Source organism: Synechococcus sp. BIOS-E4-1 (assembly GCF_014279995.1).
Taxonomy (GTDB): domain Bacteria; phylum Cyanobacteriota; class Cyanobacteriia; order PCC-6307; family Cyanobiaceae; genus Synechococcus_C.
In genome coordinates this window covers 1,552,976-1,570,060 of sequence record NZ_CP047935.1, presented here as the reverse complement: position 1 = coordinate 1,570,060, position 17,085 = coordinate 1,552,976, and the positions used below count along the sequence as shown (strand labels likewise).

General features: G+C 48.3%; 25 protein-coding genes and 4 pseudogenes. 20 read left to right on the top strand and 9 right to left on the bottom strand.

Features of this window, described 5'->3' with window-relative positions; all coding sequences use genetic code 11:
• Nucleotides 1-156: 156 nt before the first annotated feature.
• Nucleotides 157-252 (bottom strand): annotated as a pseudogene (locus tag SynBIOSE41_RS08375) (DUF3104 domain-containing protein); the annotation flags it as partial.
• A 177-nt stretch (nucleotides 253-429) separates the two neighbouring features.
• On the opposite strand from SynBIOSE41_RS08375, the gene SynBIOSE41_RS08370 reads away from it, so the two are divergent.
• The 9 genes and pseudogenes from SynBIOSE41_RS08370 to SynBIOSE41_RS08330 all read left to right on the top strand — a co-directional run bounded on the left by SynBIOSE41_RS08370 (nucleotide 430) and on the right by SynBIOSE41_RS08330 (nucleotide 4,468).
• Nucleotides 430-660, top strand: coding sequence for a hypothetical protein (locus SynBIOSE41_RS08370; RefSeq protein ID WP_186537626.1), 231 nt, complete (start codon nucleotides 430-432; stop codon nucleotides 658-660).
• Nucleotides 661-709: 49 nt separating this feature from the next.
• Nucleotides 710-981, top strand: a pseudogene (locus tag SynBIOSE41_RS08365) (Nif11-like leader peptide family natural product precursor); the annotation flags it as partial.
• A 170-nt stretch (nucleotides 982-1,151) separates the two neighbouring features.
• Nucleotides 1,152-1,431, top strand: a pseudogene (locus SynBIOSE41_RS08360) (Nif11-like leader peptide family natural product precursor).
• 580 nt (nucleotides 1,432-2,011) lie between these two features.
• Nucleotides 2,012-2,260: a Nif11-like leader peptide family natural product precursor gene (locus tag SynBIOSE41_RS08355; RefSeq protein WP_186540505.1), complete on the top strand. Its 249-nt coding sequence runs from the start codon at nucleotides 2,012-2,014 to the stop codon at nucleotides 2,258-2,260.
• A gap of 177 nt (nucleotides 2,261-2,437) precedes the next feature.
• Nucleotides 2,438-2,674: a Nif11-like leader peptide family natural product precursor gene (locus SynBIOSE41_RS08350; RefSeq protein WP_186540503.1), complete on the top strand. Its 237-nt coding sequence runs from the start codon at nucleotides 2,438-2,440 to the stop codon at nucleotides 2,672-2,674.
• A 234-nt stretch (nucleotides 2,675-2,908) separates the two neighbouring features.
• A complete protein-coding gene (locus SynBIOSE41_RS08345; RefSeq protein WP_186540501.1) occupies nucleotides 2,909-3,178 on the top strand; it encodes a Nif11-like leader peptide family natural product precursor in 270 nt (89 codons plus the stop codon).
• Between the two features lie 98 nt (nucleotides 3,179-3,276).
• Nucleotides 3,277-3,549, top strand: a complete 273-nt coding sequence (locus SynBIOSE41_RS08340; RefSeq protein ID WP_186540978.1) for a Nif11-like leader peptide family natural product precursor — start codon at nucleotides 3,277-3,279, stop codon at nucleotides 3,547-3,549.
• 188 nt (nucleotides 3,550-3,737) lie between these two features.
• Nucleotides 3,738-3,989 carry a Nif11-like leader peptide family natural product precursor gene (locus tag SynBIOSE41_RS08335; protein ID WP_186540499.1) on the top strand — a complete coding sequence of 84 codons (252 nt, stop codon included), beginning with the start codon at nucleotides 3,738-3,740 and terminating at the stop codon, nucleotides 3,987-3,989.
• Between the two features lie 233 nt (nucleotides 3,990-4,222).
• A complete protein-coding gene (locus SynBIOSE41_RS08330; protein ID WP_186540497.1) occupies nucleotides 4,223-4,468 on the top strand; it encodes a Nif11-like leader peptide family natural product precursor in 246 nt (81 codons plus the stop codon).
• A gap of 326 nt (nucleotides 4,469-4,794) precedes the next feature.
• On the opposite strand, the gene SynBIOSE41_RS08325 is transcribed toward SynBIOSE41_RS08330, so the two are convergent.
• Both SynBIOSE41_RS08325 and SynBIOSE41_RS08320 read right to left on the bottom strand, forming a co-directional pair.
• Complete coding sequence (locus SynBIOSE41_RS08325; RefSeq protein ID WP_186540495.1) at nucleotides 4,795-5,022, bottom strand: hypothetical protein; 228 nt, start codon at nucleotides 5,020-5,022, stop codon at nucleotides 4,795-4,797.
• Between the two features lie 260 nt (nucleotides 5,023-5,282).
• Complete coding sequence (locus SynBIOSE41_RS08320) at nucleotides 5,283-5,423, bottom strand: hypothetical protein (protein WP_186540493.1); 141 nt, start codon at nucleotides 5,421-5,423, stop codon at nucleotides 5,283-5,285.
• A 106-nt stretch (nucleotides 5,424-5,529) separates the two neighbouring features.
• Here SynBIOSE41_RS08320 and SynBIOSE41_RS18345 point away from each other — a divergent pair.
• From SynBIOSE41_RS18345 to SynBIOSE41_RS08300, 4 genes and pseudogenes are all read left to right on the top strand, one after another.
• A pseudogene (locus tag SynBIOSE41_RS18345) lies at nucleotides 5,530-5,625 on the top strand (Nif11 family protein); the annotation flags it as partial.
• A gap of 282 nt (nucleotides 5,626-5,907) precedes the next feature.
• A complete protein-coding gene (locus tag SynBIOSE41_RS08310) occupies nucleotides 5,908-6,129 on the top strand; it encodes a hypothetical protein (RefSeq protein WP_186540491.1) in 222 nt (73 codons plus the stop codon).
• Between the two features lie 29 nt (nucleotides 6,130-6,158).
• Nucleotides 6,159-6,377 carry a hypothetical protein gene (locus tag SynBIOSE41_RS08305; RefSeq protein WP_186540489.1) on the top strand — a complete coding sequence of 73 codons (219 nt, stop codon included), beginning with the start codon at nucleotides 6,159-6,161 and terminating at the stop codon, nucleotides 6,375-6,377.
• 30 nt (nucleotides 6,378-6,407) lie between these two features.
• A complete protein-coding gene (locus tag SynBIOSE41_RS08300) occupies nucleotides 6,408-6,605 on the top strand; it encodes a hypothetical protein (protein ID WP_186540487.1) in 198 nt (65 codons plus the stop codon).
• A gap of 507 nt (nucleotides 6,606-7,112) precedes the next feature.
• On the opposite strand, the gene SynBIOSE41_RS08295 is transcribed toward SynBIOSE41_RS08300, so the two are convergent.
• Complete coding sequence (locus SynBIOSE41_RS08295; protein WP_255476009.1) at nucleotides 7,113-7,292, bottom strand: hypothetical protein; 180 nt, start codon at nucleotides 7,290-7,292, stop codon at nucleotides 7,113-7,115.
• 311 nt (nucleotides 7,293-7,603) lie between these two features.
• Nucleotides 7,604-7,837: a hypothetical protein gene (locus SynBIOSE41_RS18065; protein ID WP_255476008.1), complete on the bottom strand. Its 234-nt coding sequence runs from the start codon at nucleotides 7,835-7,837 to the stop codon at nucleotides 7,604-7,606.
• Between the two features lie 1,697 nt (nucleotides 7,838-9,534).
• Here SynBIOSE41_RS18065 and SynBIOSE41_RS08285 point away from each other — a divergent pair.
• The 5 genes from SynBIOSE41_RS08285 to SynBIOSE41_RS08265 all read left to right on the top strand — a co-directional run bounded on the left by SynBIOSE41_RS08285 (nucleotide 9,535) and on the right by SynBIOSE41_RS08265 (nucleotide 12,884).
• Nucleotides 9,535-9,714 carry a hypothetical protein gene (locus SynBIOSE41_RS08285; RefSeq protein WP_186540485.1) on the top strand — a complete coding sequence of 60 codons (180 nt, stop codon included), beginning with the start codon at nucleotides 9,535-9,537 and terminating at the stop codon, nucleotides 9,712-9,714.
• Between the two features lie 310 nt (nucleotides 9,715-10,024).
• The gene (locus SynBIOSE41_RS08280) at nucleotides 10,025-10,477 is read left to right on the top strand and encodes a hypothetical protein (RefSeq protein ID WP_186540483.1); all 453 of its coding nucleotides are present in this window, start codon (nucleotides 10,025-10,027) and stop codon (nucleotides 10,475-10,477) included.
• Between the two features lie 282 nt (nucleotides 10,478-10,759).
• Complete coding sequence (locus SynBIOSE41_RS08275; RefSeq protein WP_186540481.1) at nucleotides 10,760-11,002, top strand: hypothetical protein; 243 nt, start codon at nucleotides 10,760-10,762, stop codon at nucleotides 11,000-11,002.
• Between the two features lie 361 nt (nucleotides 11,003-11,363).
• Nucleotides 11,364-12,068 carry an ROK family protein gene (locus tag SynBIOSE41_RS08270; protein WP_186540479.1) on the top strand — a complete coding sequence of 235 codons (705 nt, stop codon included), beginning with the start codon at nucleotides 11,364-11,366 and terminating at the stop codon, nucleotides 12,066-12,068.
• Nucleotides 12,069-12,488: 420 nt separating this feature from the next.
• On the top strand, nucleotides 12,489-12,884 hold the full coding sequence (locus SynBIOSE41_RS08265; RefSeq protein WP_255476005.1) for a hypothetical protein: 396 nt from the start codon (nucleotides 12,489-12,491) through the stop codon (nucleotides 12,882-12,884).
• Here the strand turns inward: SynBIOSE41_RS08265 and SynBIOSE41_RS08260 are convergent.
• Complete coding sequence (locus SynBIOSE41_RS08260; protein WP_066906241.1) at nucleotides 12,868-13,080, bottom strand: hypothetical protein; 213 nt, start codon at nucleotides 13,078-13,080, stop codon at nucleotides 12,868-12,870. The genes SynBIOSE41_RS08265 and SynBIOSE41_RS08260 overlap by 17 nt on opposite strands.
• Nucleotides 13,081-13,381: 301 nt before the next feature.
• Here SynBIOSE41_RS08260 and SynBIOSE41_RS08255 point away from each other — a divergent pair, with 301 nt between their 5' ends.
• Nucleotides 13,382-13,834, top strand: coding sequence for a Fur family transcriptional regulator (locus SynBIOSE41_RS08255; RefSeq protein WP_186540477.1), 453 nt, complete (start codon nucleotides 13,382-13,384; stop codon nucleotides 13,832-13,834).
• 8 nt (nucleotides 13,835-13,842) lie between these two features.
• Here SynBIOSE41_RS08255 and SynBIOSE41_RS08250 read toward each other — a convergent pair whose 3' ends face one another.
• Complete coding sequence (locus SynBIOSE41_RS08250) at nucleotides 13,843-14,382, bottom strand: hypothetical protein (protein ID WP_186540475.1); 540 nt, start codon at nucleotides 14,380-14,382, stop codon at nucleotides 13,843-13,845.
• Nucleotides 14,383-14,437: 55 nt separating this feature from the next.
• On the opposite strand from SynBIOSE41_RS08250, the gene SynBIOSE41_RS08245 reads away from it, so the two are divergent.
• Nucleotides 14,438-14,698: a cell division protein SepF gene (locus tag SynBIOSE41_RS08245; protein ID WP_186540473.1), complete on the top strand. Its 261-nt coding sequence runs from the start codon at nucleotides 14,438-14,440 to the stop codon at nucleotides 14,696-14,698.
• Here SynBIOSE41_RS08245 and arsS read toward each other — a convergent pair.
• Together arsS and stpA are read right to left on the bottom strand one after the other, a co-directional pair.
• Nucleotides 14,691-15,644: an arsenosugar biosynthesis radical SAM (seleno)protein ArsS gene (arsS, locus tag SynBIOSE41_RS08240; protein WP_186540471.1), complete on the bottom strand. Its 954-nt coding sequence runs from the start codon at nucleotides 15,642-15,644 to the stop codon at nucleotides 14,691-14,693. The two genes, SynBIOSE41_RS08245 and arsS, sit on opposite strands and share 8 nt — an antisense overlap.
• A 192-nt stretch (nucleotides 15,645-15,836) precedes the next feature.
• The gene (gene stpA / locus SynBIOSE41_RS08235) at nucleotides 15,837-17,066 is read right to left on the bottom strand and encodes a glucosylglycerol 3-phosphatase (RefSeq protein WP_186540469.1); all 1,230 of its coding nucleotides are present in this window, start codon (nucleotides 17,064-17,066) and stop codon (nucleotides 15,837-15,839) included.
• Nucleotides 17,067-17,085: the final 19 nt, after the last annotated feature.

Genomic DNA, 17,085 nt, shown 5'->3' with positions numbered 1-17,085 from the left:
TTTCGGGTTGAGGTACGACGTCGAAAGTCACAAAATGAGGCATGGATCTGAAAGCGGTGGAGGCTTGTTTCCTCTCGATGGCCACACCATCTCCGCAATCAACAGCTGACTTGATGACCTGCCTCAAGGAGGGTTGTGAGGTTGGTCACACCGCCCTTAGATCGCAGGAAGGATGTGAGTCACCAGATCAGCGTTGACCCAGCGGATCACGCCAGAATCCACATCAGCGATCTGGAACAGGTTGTGCATGGAGCGGTGGTGAGGAACCGCTGCAACATGCGCTGCCTGTTAGAGGTGGGCTCCCTCAAGATCCCCCAAAAGCCCCTTGACCACATCACCTGATCGGGTGATTCCGAAAGCCTTTCTGAACTCGCTTGACCACACCTCTCACCCTGTCTTAGTACGTCTGCACTACAGCAGAGAGGAGCGATGGAGGAGTGGGACTTTGTGGACGAGAAAGAGCTGCAGAACTGGAAAGGAGCCCGGATTTGCCTGACTTGCCAGCACTTCGCCTATGGAGTGGATGGCCACTGCCGAACGATGGTGGCCTGCAATCTCAGGCAACAGCAGCTCCAGCAGGGCGATCACCTGATCAAGCGTTGCCGCCACTGGACTCCCACCTGGCAAGACCAGGCCGGATGGTGCCCGGAGTTCGGGTGACGCTGCAGCTGGCCATGGCTAAGCCTTCTGTACTGGCCAGCCACCCAAGTCAGAAGAGCAACTCAAAGCTTTTCTAGAAAAGGTCAAAGCTGACACCAGCCTTCAGGAAAAGCTCAAAGCAGCTGCTGATGTTTAAGCAGCTCTTGCGATTGCAAAGAGGCGGGATTTAGTATCTCTGCTGACGATTTGAAGAAGGCTCAATCAAAGCCTTCTGAAGATGAGCTGGAAAGTGTTGCCGGCGGTGGACTCCAAGGTAAACCGTGCACCTGGCTGCACACTCACACCTACGCGCACACGTGTGTAATCTGCTTAATGTTGTAAGTAGCTGTAGTCCACTCATCAAATTCCATGCCGATGCAGGTTAATTTAATGCTTCAATATCCTAAATAATCCGATAAATCAGCATCAAACACCTGCCACGATTGAGCGCAGTAATTGTTAGCCAAAAACGCTGCAGCCGCTGGTATTATTTCTGATCAGACCTGATACCCATGACAGAAGAACAGCTCAAAGTTTCTAGAGAAAGTCAAAGGCGACACCAGCCTTCAGGAGAAGCTAAAAGCAGCTGCTAATGCCGATGCTGTGGCAGCCATTGCTCAAGAAGCAGGCTTCAATGTCTCAGCTGAAGCCATCGTCAAAGCTCAATCAATCTATACAGAACTTTCAGAAGGAGAACTCGAGGAAGTCTCTGGAGGAGCTAACTCCTGCAGCACTGGGTCATATTATATATATGGCACTCATTGCGGCACGTGTAAATGCGAGAAAAAATAATACTAAAAAGGGTAAATTGAAACCCCACACATCTGCCTAGAACTTTCACAACTTAAGTATTCTTTCAACAACACTCAGAAGCCTTCATGGCCTCAAATCTCTATATTTTAGAGTACATAATTATCAGCCAAAGCACCTTCATCAGGCCATTACTATAACCACTAAGGACTACAGATACCCATGTCGGAATAACAACTCAGAGCGTTCCTAGCAAAAGCGAAGGACGACCAGACAATTCAGGAGAAACTAAAAGCAGCTATATTAGCTGAAGATGTTCTATTGCTAAAGAGCATGGTCATGAATTCAATTCAGATCACCTCAGTCAGCTCAGTAAAGAGGAGCTAGAAGGCGTGGCTGGTGGAACTGGTAGCTGGGGTCTGGGCTGTAGCGGTTATAGTTGAGTAACCAAGCCTACACACAGCAAAGCTCTTGCATTGACAGGGGCTTTTATTTATTTCTTCAATCTCGCCAATAATCCCACAAATCAGCATTCAATACCTGGCATGATTGAGCACTGTAAGTATAAGCCAAAGACACATCAAAACATCGTTGCTATAACCTTTTAAGACACTTGATATCCATGTCAGAAGAACAACTCAAAGCATTCCTAGAAAAAGTCAAAGGCGAGACCAACCTTCAGGAGAAGCTCAAGGCAGCTGCTGGTTCCGATTCAGTTCTTGCGATTGCAAAAGAGGCGGGATTTATGATTTCTGCTGACGACTTGAAGAAGGCTCAATCAGAGATTTCTGAAGAGGAGCTAGAAGCTGCGGCTGGTGGTGGAACCTCCAATTTTATGACGACTTGCTGGTTATTGACGGCTGAGTGTTGAGCCTACTAAAAGACTACTCATCAAAGCCCTTGCAACGGCAGGGGTTTTTTATTTCTTCAATCACCCCTAAAAGACCATCAATCAGTCTCAGACATCTAATACGATTGTTCGCATTAGTTGTTAGCCAGAGACACTAGAAGATATCGATGCTATAACCGATAAAGACTCCCGATACCCATGTCAGAAGAACAACTCAAAGCCTTTTGGGAAGCAGTCAAGGCTGATACTTCTCTGCAGGAAAAGCTAAGGGCAACAACAGATGCTGATTCAATCGCTAGTCTTGCCAAAGAGGCAGGTTTTGAGATTACTGCTGAAGCGGTCGAGGAAGCACAAGCTCAGCTGTCAGAAGAAGAACTGAAGGGAGCTGCTGGTGGTTTGTGCATTCCTGGATGCGGACCGTGTAGTGGTGCTTGAATTGAGTGCGTCGTTTCTGCGGTGACTAGCCCGGGACCGGACAACAGCCTATTTTGCTGGTGACACAGCCAACACACTCACAGCCCTTGCATTAGCAGGGGCTTTTTATTGGTTCAATAGTCTGACTAACCCCATAAATCAGCCTTCAATATCTGGCACAATTGAGCGTATTAATCGATTGACAAAGGCTCTGCAGCAGACCGTTGCTATAACCGTTAGTGATTTCAGATACCCATGTCCCTAGAACAGCTCAAGGCATTCCTGGCCAAGGTCAAAGATGGTTCCAATCTTCTAAGCAAGCTAAAAGCAGCTAAGTCACCTGAAGATGTCGTAGGCATTGCTAAAGAACATGGTTACGAATTCAGCGCTGATAAGCTGAGTCAGCTCAGTGAAAAGGATTTAGAAGGCGTGACTGGTGGGAAGGTCAAACAGAATTGGCATGGTTGGACACCAGTTGAGAGAGCGATTTACTATGCGGAGGGTGGAGGATGGGGACTGATATAAAGGGTAACTTATAAATTTTTCCACTCGGCTTTAAAACTTACACACTCAAAGCCTCTGCAGCAGACAGTTACTATAATCGTTAAAGACTCCCGATACCCATATCAGAAGAGCAACTCAAAGCGTTCCTTGAAAAGGTCAAAGGCGATACAAGTCTTCAGGAGAAACTTAAAGCAGCAAAGTCACCTGAAGATGTTGTAGACATTGCCAAAGAGCACGGTTATGAATTCACTGCTGATAAAATTAACCAGCTCAGTGAAAGGGAGCTAGAAGGTGTTTCGGGTGGCGCGGCGAGTACGTTTGTGGGGGATTGTCAGTCTCAGGAAGGGCATGTATGTTTCAGTGAGGGCGAGGTTGTGTGTGGTAAAAGGTAGACTGCTGGTCTAGTTGAATTACTAGTTATATCAAACCTGAAGTCTCTTTTATCACTGAGATCTTGCTTCATTAGCTCAACTAAACCCATAAATACACCTTCAATACCTGGCACGATTGAGCGCGCTAAGTATTAACCAAAGACGCTGCAGCAGACCGTTGCTAAGGTTGCTGAATAGATTTCATACATATGTCAGAAGAACAGCTTCAAGCCTTCTTAGAAAAAGTCAAAGACGACACCAGCCTTCAGGAAAAGCTCAAAGCAGCCGCTGATGTTGATTCAGCTCTTGCGATTGCGAAAGAGGCTGGGTTTAGTATTTCTGCTGATGACATTCAGAACGAGATTTCAGAAGAGGAGCTGGAAAGAGCTGCTGGGGGTGCTTGCATTGATTGTTTTACTAGATATGGTACAGATGAAGATGTTACCTTGATCGATGACTGATACCGTTAAACCTGCTAATGCTAGGAAAGGAAGGAAAAAGAACTGTACTTTATTTATCAAAGCCACTGCCGTCGTAGAGGCTTTTCAATTCTTCAATATCCTGATTTATCCCATAAAGCAGTCTCTAAAAATTTTAAATTCGTCGCCATGTCTGGCTCGATTGAGCATTGTCACTGTTAGCTGAAGACACCGCTGCAAGTCGTTGCTATGACTGCTGAACAGAACTGCTATCCATGTCCCTAGAACAACTCAAGGCATTCCTGGCCAATGTCAAAGGTGATTCCAATCTTCAGCAGAAACTAAAGGCAGCTAAGTCGCCTGAAGATGTTGTAGGCATTGCTAAAGAATACGGTTATCAATTCACTGCTAACAAGTTCTGTCAGCTCAGTAAAGAGGAGCTTGAAGGTGTGGCTGGTGGGAAATTAAAGTGGCATGAAGCAGATGTGCCCTTAATGGGTTATCCCATTGATGCCTTTTGACAAAGAAAAGATCTGACGCTGCAGCACATAGTTGCTATGACTGCTGAACAGACCTGCTTCTTATGACAAAGAACTGCCGAAGCGGGAAAAAGATTAAGTGGAAGAAGCTCTTGTCTACTACTACTGGCAGAGTGGTAATCCTCTTTGCTTTGATACTCTTTATATTTAATGTTGGTAAATTGATAGGTATTGCTCCGACATTGATTGCTCTCATCGTTTTTGCTTGGTTGATAAATAAATTCTCCCAATGATTTCAGCGGAGTTGATTCTTTTTAGAGTTATGGCTTATAAAATTTTTCCATCCAAGCGTAGCCGCCAATAAGTAGCTAGCTGGCATGATCAGATTTATGTTTAGTCTTTTCACGAATAAGCATGAATAACTTAAACGCCAGAAAGCCGAAGACCAGGGCAACAATGATTTGTCCAATGGGATTGACAATTGCGAAGGTTGTATTAATTAAATTGCAAGCAAACGCCCAAATTGCAACAAGAATAGTCGCAGCAAGTGTGTAGAAAGCAAATTTTAGTTCAAGTGATTTGCCGTTGTTAGCCATAAGGAGCTTTAGATATTTGCCAAGATAGCTCCTTTTAAGCGATTAAACATCCCCCAAATATCACCAATAGTGCCAGCAAAGGAACTTGGCCGGCATCGTTTCGCTCAATGCTCATCGGATCACGTTGACTGATATGAGGGAAAGCGCTGTGGCTGAAAGCACTCTGTCGCCAGTCGCATTGAAAGACACCTTGCCATCGAAGCCTGGACACCATGCAGAAGTCAGGCGATTCGGTGCCTTGTCAGCCCTGGTATTGACGCTCAGCAAGCCAGTGCCACAAGAGCGACGATGACGACGGTGGCAGTAATGGGTTCCATGTCGTTGTGCTGTTTCCATCCATAATCGTTTGGATGCTCTGAATCCACCACTTCAAACACTGGTGAATCTGTGGTGAATTTCATGAGAGCCCCCCCAAATAGTCAATGAGTCTGTTCCTATGACAGCTGAAGACACCAGCTACCCATGTCCCTAGAACATCTCAAAGCAATTCTCTAAAAAGTCGAAGCCTACCCCTGTCTTCAGGAGAAACTAAAAACAGTTTACTCACCTGAAGATGTTATTGGCATTGGTAAAGAGCATGGCCATGAATTTACCGCTAAATAGTGCAGTCAGCTCAAGGAAGCGCAGCTATAAGAACCAATAAGAGGTGTTTTTTTCCCAGTATGGTAAATTTGAACAAATTAATTGATAAACAAGCGAGGACTTTGACTCATATTAGAAATCAGAAGATGTCACTTCCGTTCGATTTTTAATTGATTTAAATGCACCCATAAGCCCACAAAGAAGGCTTCAATATCTGGCTTGATTAATCTCAGTTGAGCAGGGACAAATGTAACCTTATTATTATAACGAGTTTTTGATTTGCGACTTTGCAGCCCGCATTAAATGACTCAACAGCAGGTTCGGTTATTGAATCGTGCTCGCAAGATGGCAGGCATTGATTCAGGCAAGATCAGCCCTAGTAATCCATTCGAGAAGAGTGAATCTGTTGCGGGAATTTTGCAGGCAGCAATTGCAGAATTAGACCCAGCGCAGGCACCAAAATGGGGCATTGCTGCTGGTGGATTGCTTTTTATTGCCACTCTGAATGAGCTTCAGAGCGGATAGAGCTGACCGCCGCTGCTGGGGCTGACCTTTTGTATCGCGATCCTGAAATTGTTGCTGAGGTCCAGCAGCAGCGAGAGAAGCTCTTCGAAGCACAGTTGAAGGCACTTGAGAACGGCACCAATCAGAAGCGTCTTCAGAACACGATGGTCTGCTCTGGTGGTGATGAACGGCATGCGAAGCGGATGATCGCTGCAGAAGACGCAGAAAACGAGCGCATCGAGCAGCAGCGCCTGGAAGTGATGGGCTGATGGCTGAAGCAATTCAGCTAGCACCGGCGGGTGCTGTTGATCGCCTTCGGAGACGAGCAGTTGGACGCTGAACCGCGGCTGAGACCATCAGCAATGCTCCGCTCTCTTGGTCGCCTCCGTGAAGAGCTGGAGGCAATGACAGAGCACTCAGCACTTGATGCACGGGTCTGCGTATCGCTTCAGGACGCGCTTGTGCTGATGAGTCAGCTCATGCAGAAGCTGCGCTGATGCCTCCAAAGTGAAGACGCAGGCCACCAGCACAAAAGGCAAGGGCAAAAGCGGAAGTCGAGATCCTGGAGTGTGGATGCAGAAGTCAGCTTCAGGCCAATGAAGCTCTCCACAGCGAAGAGGCAAACATCACCTTCTCAGCACTCTGCAGACACTTGCTCGAAGGTGGTGCAGCAGCGGCTGATTGGCTGGATCTATACGGGCAGAAGTGACTTCCATGCGTTTGGGGGTGCGGATCAACAGCTTCCGGTGCGATGACAGAGAGGCTTACCCCACCTGCCGATGAAACGCTTTGCACCCGTCGCCGCCATTGCGGTTGGCTCAATCCTGGTTCTCGGCTGTGCAAACAAAGACGTCGAAAGAATTGCTCGCAACCGGCATACCTGCTAATTGCTGAGCGCAGGAGACATCAAAGCCAAGGAAGCCGGGGAACGAATCGGCACGAAAAGTGCATTTCGGTACTGCGGCGAACTCATGCCCCGATGAATCAACCCGGTTCAAACGGGGTCAGTTCAGATCCGTTGGCGTGAGCTTCCAAACGGCATTTTCTGGAATCTCAGGGCCAACTTGCAGAGCCTCTGGCTCCTGAAACATCAGTCGCCAGTGGGCAATACGACACGCCACATAATCACCTGGTTCGATTCGAATGCAGCCCAGCACAGACGGCGCTGCATAGAACCCGCTCACCCAGAACGACGCAACACCAAGCCCACCATGGAACCAGAGCCGGCAACGGCAATTCAGCCGGGTGGTGGATTGCTTGGCGACGCAGACTCCCTATGAGCAAGGAGGCGCAGTGCGATTGAGAATTCTGCAGACAGAAGTAACCAGTCAGGCGTTCTTTGACTCCACCAGTTCAACCATCGCTTTGAACTTGAACCTCGCGTAGCTCTGCTGGTGGACCTGAAAGGTGTGATCCATTGCCTCGCTGATGTTGGCGATGGGTAAGCCTGCTGGGTGTATGCCTTTGGCGTATTGATGCCGGAAGCTGCGCGGCGTCAGCTGTTTACCCTGACTTTCAGCCTGATTGCGTAGCTCTCTCCACGCCTCACCCCTGCGCAGATAGATGCCAGCGCCTGCCCACCCTCTCCTTCACGGTTCAACGGCGGCAGCTCTTCATTGATCTGCACCCAGGCCTGCAGCTTCCAGTCGATCGCCTTGGGGGGCCTATCCCGCAGAAGCAGCGGATGCAGTCGCCTCGGTTCGGTTATTCGGCCTTTGGTGCCGCCCATCGACTTCTGATAGATCGACCACAGCTCGGGACCACTTGTCCCGCTCTTTACGACCAAGTGCCGCAGCTCTTCAGGGCGCTGTAAGCACGGTCCCCCAGTGAATTACACAATCAAAAAAATTTCGACCGCCAAAAGTCTTCCCCCACGCGTCGTCAGACCAATGGTCGAAACCATGAGGACGCAGCACTGAAAGAAGGACCGCAGGTTGCCGGCTTCAGGCTTGCTCACTGGCGAAGACTGCATTGCTCATCAGCCGAACTGCCTCAGTGTTTTGTCGGCGTTGGGCACCAATGATGCGCTGCACATCTCCAAACGTTGTGTGAAAAAGGAGTTTGGTGCAGCATTCAACCCCGCTAATAGCAGTTCACCTAGGCTTGACTGGATAAATTGCCACGGGCTGTTGCAGCTGATCAGCAGCTTCTTGTATGCCAGAGTTCTAGGCGCAGTGCATTTAATCCAACGCCACTGACATATCCACAATTCACAGGAAACGGACTCCTTCGCTGATCTGCCCTTCTGAGCGAAAGAATCAGTTGGTTGCTCTCCTGGCCGACATTATTGAAAGATGAAGACCTCAACTGTCTGTACAGCACCAGTGACAAATAATGATGATTTCCTTGCTACTTCGCAAGGCATGGCTCGGCGGACAGACTTTTAAGTATTTTGAACAATTGAGGCTATTTCAATTACGCCTTGGCAAAACTCTCACACCATTCTTTCCGAAGAATACTCTGAATATTATTCTCTAAATAGTCGCAATCAACAAATTTAATAATCAAAAATCGCAAATTACATATCACGTGGGTGGCGAGCTAAATCAACTGATCTACTCATAACATCAAATTCCGTGATCCTTTACTGCCTGTACGTCCTCAGCGACCATGATGGAAAAGAATTACAGAAAACCAACACTACAAGCTGTTTTGAAAGCATTTTACTCAATCCTTGGCAAGATCACCTTAGTCGTTTTATCATCTATATCTATATCAGCATCAGGACATGGGTACGGGAACAGCTGTTGCAAATACAATGGCAAAAAGGCCGGAGACTGTACTTTTTATCTAACCAAGCATGAATTAAGAATTGAATGGTCCGATGGACTGACCGAGACGTATAAGCTTATTTCCGCGCAAAGTATTGGTGACAGGAGTTATATAGACAAACGTGGTGGCTTATGGCATTATTTTCTCTATCCACAGGGAAACCAATCGCTAAAAAATAAGAAAAATGGCAACACAATCTTCAAACCATTGAGAGGTTGTGTTGATTAGTTTGCTATTAATAACCGGAAATAACTAAATAGTTTTATCTGCTACTTTTCATTCAACACTCTAATAGCTATCGATCAAGGTCCAGGCGGGACTCCCAATACATGTGGCTTTTGTGAGCGGCTTTGTTGTGCTCAGAGCTCATTCAAGCATTAGATCCTGAGCCATTCACCAGATGATCACCAGAATCTCTTGGCGTCTGCACCAATGCTGTGCAGTGGGGTTCACCAGAAAGGCTGCGATCTTCAAGGAGTCAATTGGGGCAATAACCCAAATATTCACTTTTTAAAGCGATGTTCACTTCACTCATTGCATCCATTGTCATGATGACCAACTCCTTCAAATCAACGACAGACGCTATGGTCGATGATCTTATAGCTGAAAGGTTGTACTACGCAGAAGGGCGTCAGCACCCAGATCATCCCATGCATGGCTCTCATCAAGGCCTTTGGGCAGGCTCTGAACATTGAATTGACTGTGAATGATCTTGACCAACAGATCAGTACTTCCGTCTACACTTATCACACGAATTCCAATCAAGAGCTCTGGGATAACAAAGAAGTCATTTTTTCAAATGACAATAGCCATGATTTATTGATGAACTGCTGAACTGGAGAATAAAATTGTACCTAAGGCTTTTTATGTGCACAAAAAGACGAACATTTCATTAGAAGATTAGTATGTATCTATAATCAACCACTAAAAACTCTGTATTTGCTAAAAATTATTTAACATTATATGGATTGTATGTTTTTCACTCTCAACAAATAAACCCAAATACCAGGTTGATACAATTAAAGCATGTACACACAACAGATCCCACTAAATCTTCTTAAGCAAACGAGCATAAAAATAGTTAAATTACTCACGCAGTAATATTCAAATGTAGCTAGAAGTACAACATTAGCCAATCTGTCTTTTGAATCCACTTATCATCAACGCAGCTTTTACAGTTCTGCGGATTCTATTTCCAATTGTTGGCATTGGCTATTTAGTCATTGAGTCACGAGAAGTGCTTGTCGTCAGACAATTATCAAATCTTACTTTATTTGTTGCTTTTTTCATGTTTGCTAATCTTCAAATGGTTACCAGTAGAGCACTCTTATCTACTACAAAGCACAGAGCTGGCATCAAAGCAGCTCAACTAGCCGGAACAATGTACATCGCGACCTTTTACGCTGCTGTAGACGCAGCATTGGATGCATTTTTTAGCCATTACAACTTATCTACCAATTGGCCAATAGGTTTTTCACTCTACCTTCTCGGTTGGTTGTGCAATCTAACTGCAGTGCTGTTCGCACTCGTTTCGATGCATCAATTTATTGGAATATTAAGTAATTTTGTTCAATCGCCAATCACTGAGTTGGATTAATTTTAAAATAATGTATAACATACCTATTGGTAAACATTTACTTGGATTCCACAAGACAATTCCTCTGCCACATTCAACGAAGAGAGAGTATTTTCATCAACTTGTTAAATACCATTCCCGACCATCCTCGCGTCGCAGTCAATTCGTGCTACAACTGGGATATTGTTTTAATATGGTGCTCGCAATCCCTTCGTTAATCACAATTGACAGTGCAGGGACTCTTGTTGAAATTCTTTCACCTCAATTGATTATTTCACATGCAGCGACAATGGATTCAAACTGGTGGACTACTGGCGTAGAAACATCATGGAAAAATTTTTAAAATCCATTGCTGTGTTCAGTGCCATTGCGGTGGCGTTATTCACTGGATCGCTTTATGTGCGTGGTATCAGAGATGATATTCACAGCCAAGAGGATCTGAATCGTCGCTTGAACGAACTTTGCGATCAAGCACGACAATCAAACTGGACTGAAGCCAATCGCTCTAAATTTCTCAAAAGAAACTGTGAGCAACAACAATCCTGACAAGCCTAGGGCCTGTCATTGTATTGCTTATGCGAGAAAGTTTATATATTCAAATAAAAGAGTTTTTTGCTCCCATTAATTAATAGATCTTTCGTCAGGCTAATGAATTGACCATTTTTTGCTTGTGAATAAAATTAAAACATATGCTTCATTGAGATTGTTCAATTTTTACACTAAGTGCAGCTCAATGGCGTGCATTGCATAGTTTGTTTTACCTTCACAAGACAAATACCTTGAATAGCGCATAAATACAAATTGACTATTCTGTTGACGACTTTATACCGCATAAATTTTAAACTTTTCATCATGCTTGAAAAGTTCACTTTTCTTGCATAGAATGTACTCAATACAGGAATTTTAGATGAAGGAATCACCAGACACACTCTGCATTGACATTGGCGGAACTGGAGTCAAGCTTATTGTTGTCGATTCAAAGGGGAGTCAGCTATGCGACCGACAACGTCGTGAAACTCCTCATCCTGGAACACCAGAGGCGATCATTGAGGTGATAGAAGGATTAACAACTCAAGTACCCGGATTTGATCGTATTGCTGTGGGTTTTCCAGGGGTTGTGCGAAATGGAATTATTGAGACAGCTGCGAACTTAGATATCAATTGGCCGGGCACCAATTTAGCCACTCTCTTGCAGGAACGATTGAACAAACCAACACGTGTGGCCAATGACGCGGATGTTCAGGGATATGGTTGTGTTTCTGGAGAGGGTGTTGAAATGGTTTTGACACTTGGTACAGGTATGGGTTCAGCATTGTTTGTTGATGGAGGTCTTGTACCCAACCTCGAACTTGCGCATCATCTGTTTAAAAAGAGCAAAACCTATGAGGACTACGTTGGCAGAGCAGCCCTTGAAGCGATCGGAAAAGACAAATGGATTAAGCGTGTTGAAAGAGTGATCTCAACCACTAAGCATATCTGGAATTGGGATTTGCTGCATTTGGGTGGTGGCAACAGCAAGCTCCTAAAAGGTTTTGAATTCTCCAATGAAGTGATCTTGCACTCAAACAAAGCAGGAGTCCTGGGAGGTTATTTTTTGTGGGAAAGTCACTAAGCTTGCATACCATTCAACAATTTAAATGTCTACTAAAGGGCTGGGAAATTTAAAAATTATCCTTGATTGTTTTTGCGCATCCAATAACTCTTCGATTAAAAATCTAAATTAGAGGATTTTTTGAAGACCTGTTGGTAACCGAATGTTGATTGCTATTCAGAAATAACTATCTGTCTTCAATCAATATTGATCGGCATCATTCGATTGTTCGCACAACTGAGCACTGCTTTTGCTTTCCACAAAGCGGTATCCGTTGAAACCGCAGAGGGCCTTTACATCAAGCAATATTCTGATGACTAGGACATCGGCAATGGAAATCCTTACAGCCATTGCGGTTCTGCCCTTTCTTGCCGCTCTGATCGTTGGTGCCAGAGAAGCGGAGCAAGATCAACGCTGAATCGTGGCGCCAGATCCTGATCCATGGCTATGCCTGATGAAACGGGCTCGGTTATGCGCTGGCTGTTGGTCTTTTCCGGCCTCATGATGTCCGGGATGTGGCTTGATCTGAAAGCAGAACAACGGCCGCCTGATCTCCAGGCTGGTCAATCAATTCTGGTTGTTGATCAGACGCTCACTTCAACTGGATGGAATCCGGCTCCTGTTGATCCAGCTCGCAACTTTGAACAACAGCTGGCGGGTAACCAGCTTTCGTCGCTGGCGTCCTGTTCAGGAACAGGTGTGGGCTACTGCCGCTATGACTATCAGCGCAGCAACAAAAGGCTTGTGGTGGTGACTGTTCCAGCCAGTCAGCCTGATGAGGCTGGCCGTGTTGCCCGTTGGTGGATGGAATCCACGACCCTCAACCCAGCACATTGATCAGTCTCAGGGTTCCCCACAGGTCGAACACACAGAAAATCAGACCAATCACAATCAGGTCCCAGGCACGATGGCGCAGCGCCCAGGGAGCCAGAAAAACTTCGGCAACGCCATGCAGAGCTGTACCCAGTGCTATGTGCTCAAGCACGAGCAAACCATGGGCCAGCAGGAAAAGGCCGCTCGCAAAGAAGCGCATTAGCACCGTCCAGGAGACCGACACTCTTTTCTTCGAACGGCAAGTCAGCCTATCGGGTTTGCCACCATGCTCCTGAGCAACCTGTTGAGGCTTGTTAAGGCCGATGTCAAATCGATTGCAGTGAACGGGCGCATCGATGGCTCCAGCACCCCTGCAAAGAGCCACTGATGGCCCGGCTCAACGGCTTGTCTGTATCAGAAGTCACGTAGAAGACCAGCCAAAGGAGGACCCAATTCGTCAACGAGCACTGGTGTTGACTCTCAATAGTGCGTACTATTGAGAAATACCGCATTCGGTTTGCATGTCGCCTGCAACCTCTTCTGCTGAAGCGACCGGAACTCTGAAGAAGGGGCTTCACCAAGAAGGGCGTCGTATGACGCCACAAAGGCGACTGGTGCTTGATCTGTTTGAAGAGATCGGCAGCGGAAGCCATCTCAGTGCGGAAGAGGTCCACCGTCAGCTTGTCGACAATCAGTCAAAAGTCTCCCTGGCAACCATCTATCGCACCCTGCGGTTGTTGGTGGAGATGGATTTTCTCCAGGAACTGGAGCTCCGTGATGGTGGCAGCCGTTTCGAGCTGGCCGACGCCGAACATATTCACCACCATCACCTTGTCTGTGTGCGCTGCGGTCGAACGGAGGAATTTGAAGATGAGCCGGTTCTTCAGGCTGGGCGTGATGCCTGCAAGCAGTTCGACTTTGAACTGATCGATTCCAGCCTGAACGTGCGTGGAATCTGCCAAGAGTGTCGCTGAGCGGTTGTTCACTCGTGATGGTTCGTTGAATGCTCAGCACAAGCCATCCAGTGACTTCCCATCTGATGCACTCCCTCACAGCCGATCAGCCTGGCCTGTTTTTCGGCTTCAGTCTTGGTGGGATAAGCCATGAAGCGGGGATCATCCTCTAAAGCAGCGTCAGCATCGCTGCTGCTTTGGCTGTTTTGGTGATGGCTGTTTTGGTGATGGCTGTTTTGGTGATGGCTGTTTTGGTGATGGCTGTTGTGGTCATGACTGCTTCGAGCACCGATCTGCACCAACCCCATGCTCATTGGCCCTACCGTCCAGATCCCCATGGTGTTGGCTCCAATCGCCAGCAAGCCCATCCCAACGATTGAGAGATTGATCACACCCATGGCGACCACACCGATGGAGACAACCCCCATCGGAACGATGCCAATACAAATCACGCCCATGGGAACGATCCCGATTGAGACAGTCCCGAGAGGAGCGATTCCGACAGCCAAGCGTTTGGGCTTACTGCCGCAGTGAGCGGGAGCCGGATCAGGTGAGGAGGATTTAGTCATCACTGCATGGTGACGGTTGCTGCGACTTTCCTCCAGCCTCGCCAGGCTGAGAGTAATGAATCAATTCACTCAAGAGCGATCACAGGAGTTGCTTGTGATCCGTCCGCAGACCGTGACGGAGGGGATGTCAGCCGTTCTGGCCGTTCGCAGTCAGAAAACGGTGGTCCTTGATCTCAGTGGCATGGACAGGGCCCAGGCACAACGCACCGCTGATTTCGTTTCCGGTGGTGTCAGAGCCGTCGACGGTGAGGAACATCGTCTGGGAGAACACGTTTTCCTGATGACGCCAGCTGGGGTGCAGGTAACGCTCAACTGAGAGAACCACCACAGCTGGAGCCATTGCCAGCTGTGCACCCGAAACAATGATCTGCGACAGCGATCGGTTGATCCATCAGTCCGTCGGCTGCGCTGAGTAAATCAGGCAGATGTCGTGGTCCGCACTTGGATGCAAGATCCAGCTGCTGGTTGAAATCGCAGTCGTAAAGGGCACCGGTCCAACTCACACTGATCAGGCTTCGGCACATGACTGCATTGATGTTTTCCGGTCGATGCGCATCTCGCAAAATCTGCTGATAGGGCTCAAGTTGACCCTGATGCTGCAAATCGCGCGCGAAGCGTTGGATCGGCATGTTGGTGATCGTGAGCAAGTGAGAAAACGAAATCCCGTGGCTGGATGACAATGCCTGCCTATATTGAGCTTCCAGGGGCTCCTGAGCCGGCGGAAGCGAAGGACCTGATGGGTTGAAGACCAGATCCAGCTGCAACGGTGATCCTGGTTGGGCATACCCCAACTGATTCAACTGCTTCAAACCGGCAATGCTGCGCTCGTAAACGCCCCGGCCTCGCTGCAGATCCACTCTCTCCTGCTCGTAACAGGGGAGAGATGCAACCACCCTCACTCCCATGCTCGCCAGAAATTCAGCGAGATCCTCGTATCCGGGTTCGCTGAGAATCGTGAGGTTGCAGCGATCAATCACCTCAACGCCAAGCGTCCTGGCCGCCGAAACAAGCTCACGAAACTGTGGATGCAGCTCCGGCGCACCGCCAGTGAGATCTAGACAGCGAAGATCAAGCCGGGCGAGCACCTCAGGGATCAGATCAATCAGCTCCCCGGCCATCATTTCCTTTCTCCAGGGACCCGCATTCACGTGACAGTGACTGCAGGTCTGATTGCAGCGATAACCGAGATTGACCTGCAGGGTGGTCAATTTGCCTCGGCGAACGGGGGGGAATCTCAGCGTTGCTGGAAAGGTTGATGTCAACGTCGGAAAGCGATCTGAGCCATGACCTGTTGCAATTCTGGCCAAACACCCCCGCCTTAGGAAACCGACGACTTAACTCAAGCAATGATGAGACATCAGCTTGAGTCGGCAGGAAGACCTAACCCGGGCCAGCTGAGCGAAGCATCGACGCAGCTGCGATGGTCACAGCGCGTTCATCCAGTCAGAACCATTTCAAGCTGTGAGCTCGCTGCGAGATTTGGATAAACCGCTAAACCAGTTCACATAGGCCTCTGGACCACCAGGAATGCAGACATCGAAATGGAGGGGATCCTCGGGATCACTGATCCCGGCCAGCGAACCATCAGCCAGAGAAGGACGGTCCACTTCTCCCGCACTGCTGTCGACGAGCACAACCCGGTTTGGACGCCCAAAGCTGCATCCCAGTTCCTGAAGAAGAGTCAGAAAACCGCGGTCGCTGCCTCCTCGCAACCAGCCATCTCCCGAAGGGTTGATTGTTGAAGTAACGGTGTCACCGACGCCCACCAGGTGAGGCATCTGATCAACGGGTATCCGTTGTTTGCACAGGGCAAGCAGCGATGCATGGTCGTGGGGTGCGGTTCGAACGTTGAACTCTTCACCGAGAGGCGCGGTGCCTGTGCGCGCTTGGATATGGCGATTGATCAAGACCAGTAACCCGGCTTCCTTGATAGCTCCCCGCAACATGAACTGGATATCGGTGCTGCCAACATTGCCCTGCTCGGCTGGCTTGAGCCGTTCATGGCCAAGGGAGTCGCGCCCGAGGTTGGGAGCAACGTGCAGAAAGAAAGAGTCCTGAAGCCCTTCGGCCACAGCCATCGCCATCAGTTGCTGCATGAGCGACTCCAGCATTGACTGCAATCGCCGCTGATGCGCAACATCGTCAGGGGTTCGACTGAACAGGTGGTTGAGATTGATGGTTGGTGAGAGCTGAGTGTCTAAAACAGCCAGCTCCAACTCAACGGCAAGCTGCTCATCGTTCAATTCCGGCATCAAGGCAGGAAGCATGGAACTCATCAGAGCCTTCATCCGCTCCGGGACGGAAGCCAGGAAGCTGATTTCAGACTCACTGACTCCTGGATGCGTGACATGGCCGAATTCATCCTGGAACTGCACTCCACCAGCGGCAAGACCAGGTAGGTAGAGGCCTTGGCTGCGCGCTATTGCACTGTCACCGAGTGCCGTTTCAACCAGACGATTCACTCCACGACGACCTTCGTGCTCACCATTGGTGAGCACGGCGAAACTGCCTCGTAATCGGGCAGCGGCTTGCACGTATTCCGGAGAAAGGGTCCTGGTCAGGGGATCCTTCACAAGTGGAATGCAGACCCCATCGAGATCCTGAACAATCAACAGGTCAGGACTGTCAACGAGTTCCCGATGCAATGAAGCGAGATCCATCCGAACCAGGGTTGCCGCAGTCATTTTGCACACCTTCCCATGC

What these genes read in the sequence shown, in the direction of transcription:
- SynBIOSE41_RS08370 (WP_186537626.1), top strand. Translation starts at nt 430, where the DNA reads ATGGAGGAGTGGGACTTTGTGGACGAGAAAGAGCTGCAGAACTGGAAA.
- SynBIOSE41_RS08355 (WP_186540505.1), top strand. Translation starts at nt 2,012, where the DNA reads ATGTCAGAAGAACAACTCAAAGCATTCCTAGAAAAAGTCAAAGGCGAG.
- SynBIOSE41_RS08350 (WP_186540503.1), top strand. Translation starts at nt 2,438, where the DNA reads ATGTCAGAAGAACAACTCAAAGCCTTTTGGGAAGCAGTCAAGGCTGAT.
- SynBIOSE41_RS08345 (WP_186540501.1), top strand. Translation starts at nt 2,909, where the DNA reads ATGTCCCTAGAACAGCTCAAGGCATTCCTGGCCAAGGTCAAAGATGGT.
- SynBIOSE41_RS08335 (WP_186540499.1), top strand. Translation starts at nt 3,738, where the DNA reads ATGTCAGAAGAACAGCTTCAAGCCTTCTTAGAAAAAGTCAAAGACGAC.
- SynBIOSE41_RS08330 (WP_186540497.1), top strand. Translation starts at nt 4,223, where the DNA reads ATGTCCCTAGAACAACTCAAGGCATTCCTGGCCAATGTCAAAGGTGAT.
- SynBIOSE41_RS08325 (WP_186540495.1), bottom strand. Translation starts at nt 5,022, where the DNA reads ATGGCTAACAACGGCAAATCACTTGAACTAAAATTTGCTTTCTACACA.
- SynBIOSE41_RS08320 (WP_186540493.1), bottom strand. Translation starts at nt 5,423, where the DNA reads ATGAAATTCACCACAGATTCACCAGTGTTTGAAGTGGTGGATTCAGAG.
- SynBIOSE41_RS08310 (WP_186540491.1), top strand. Translation starts at nt 5,908, where the DNA reads ATGACTCAACAGCAGGTTCGGTTATTGAATCGTGCTCGCAAGATGGCA.
- SynBIOSE41_RS18065 (WP_255476008.1), bottom strand. Translation starts at nt 7,837, where the DNA reads ATGGGCGGCACCAAAGGCCGAATAACCGAACCGAGGCGACTGCATCCG.
- SynBIOSE41_RS08285 (WP_186540485.1), top strand. Translation starts at nt 9,535, where the DNA reads ATGGCTCTCATCAAGGCCTTTGGGCAGGCTCTGAACATTGAATTGACT.
- SynBIOSE41_RS08270 (WP_186540479.1), top strand. Translation starts at nt 11,364, where the DNA reads ATGAAGGAATCACCAGACACACTCTGCATTGACATTGGCGGAACTGGA.
- SynBIOSE41_RS08265 (WP_255476005.1), top strand. Translation starts at nt 12,489, where the DNA reads ATGGCTATGCCTGATGAAACGGGCTCGGTTATGCGCTGGCTGTTGGTC.
- SynBIOSE41_RS08260 (WP_066906241.1), bottom strand. Translation starts at nt 13,080, where the DNA reads ATGCGCTTCTTTGCGAGCGGCCTTTTCCTGCTGGCCCATGGTTTGCTC.
- SynBIOSE41_RS08255 (WP_186540477.1), top strand. Translation starts at nt 13,382, where the DNA reads ATGTCGCCTGCAACCTCTTCTGCTGAAGCGACCGGAACTCTGAAGAAG.
- SynBIOSE41_RS08250 (WP_186540475.1), bottom strand. Translation starts at nt 14,382, where the DNA reads ATGACTAAATCCTCCTCACCTGATCCGGCTCCCGCTCACTGCGGCAGT.
- SynBIOSE41_RS08245 (WP_186540473.1), top strand. Translation starts at nt 14,438, where the DNA reads ATGAATCAATTCACTCAAGAGCGATCACAGGAGTTGCTTGTGATCCGT.
- stpA (WP_186540469.1), bottom strand. Translation starts at nt 17,066, where the DNA reads ATGACTGCGGCAACCCTGGTTCGGATGGATCTCGCTTCATTGCATCGG.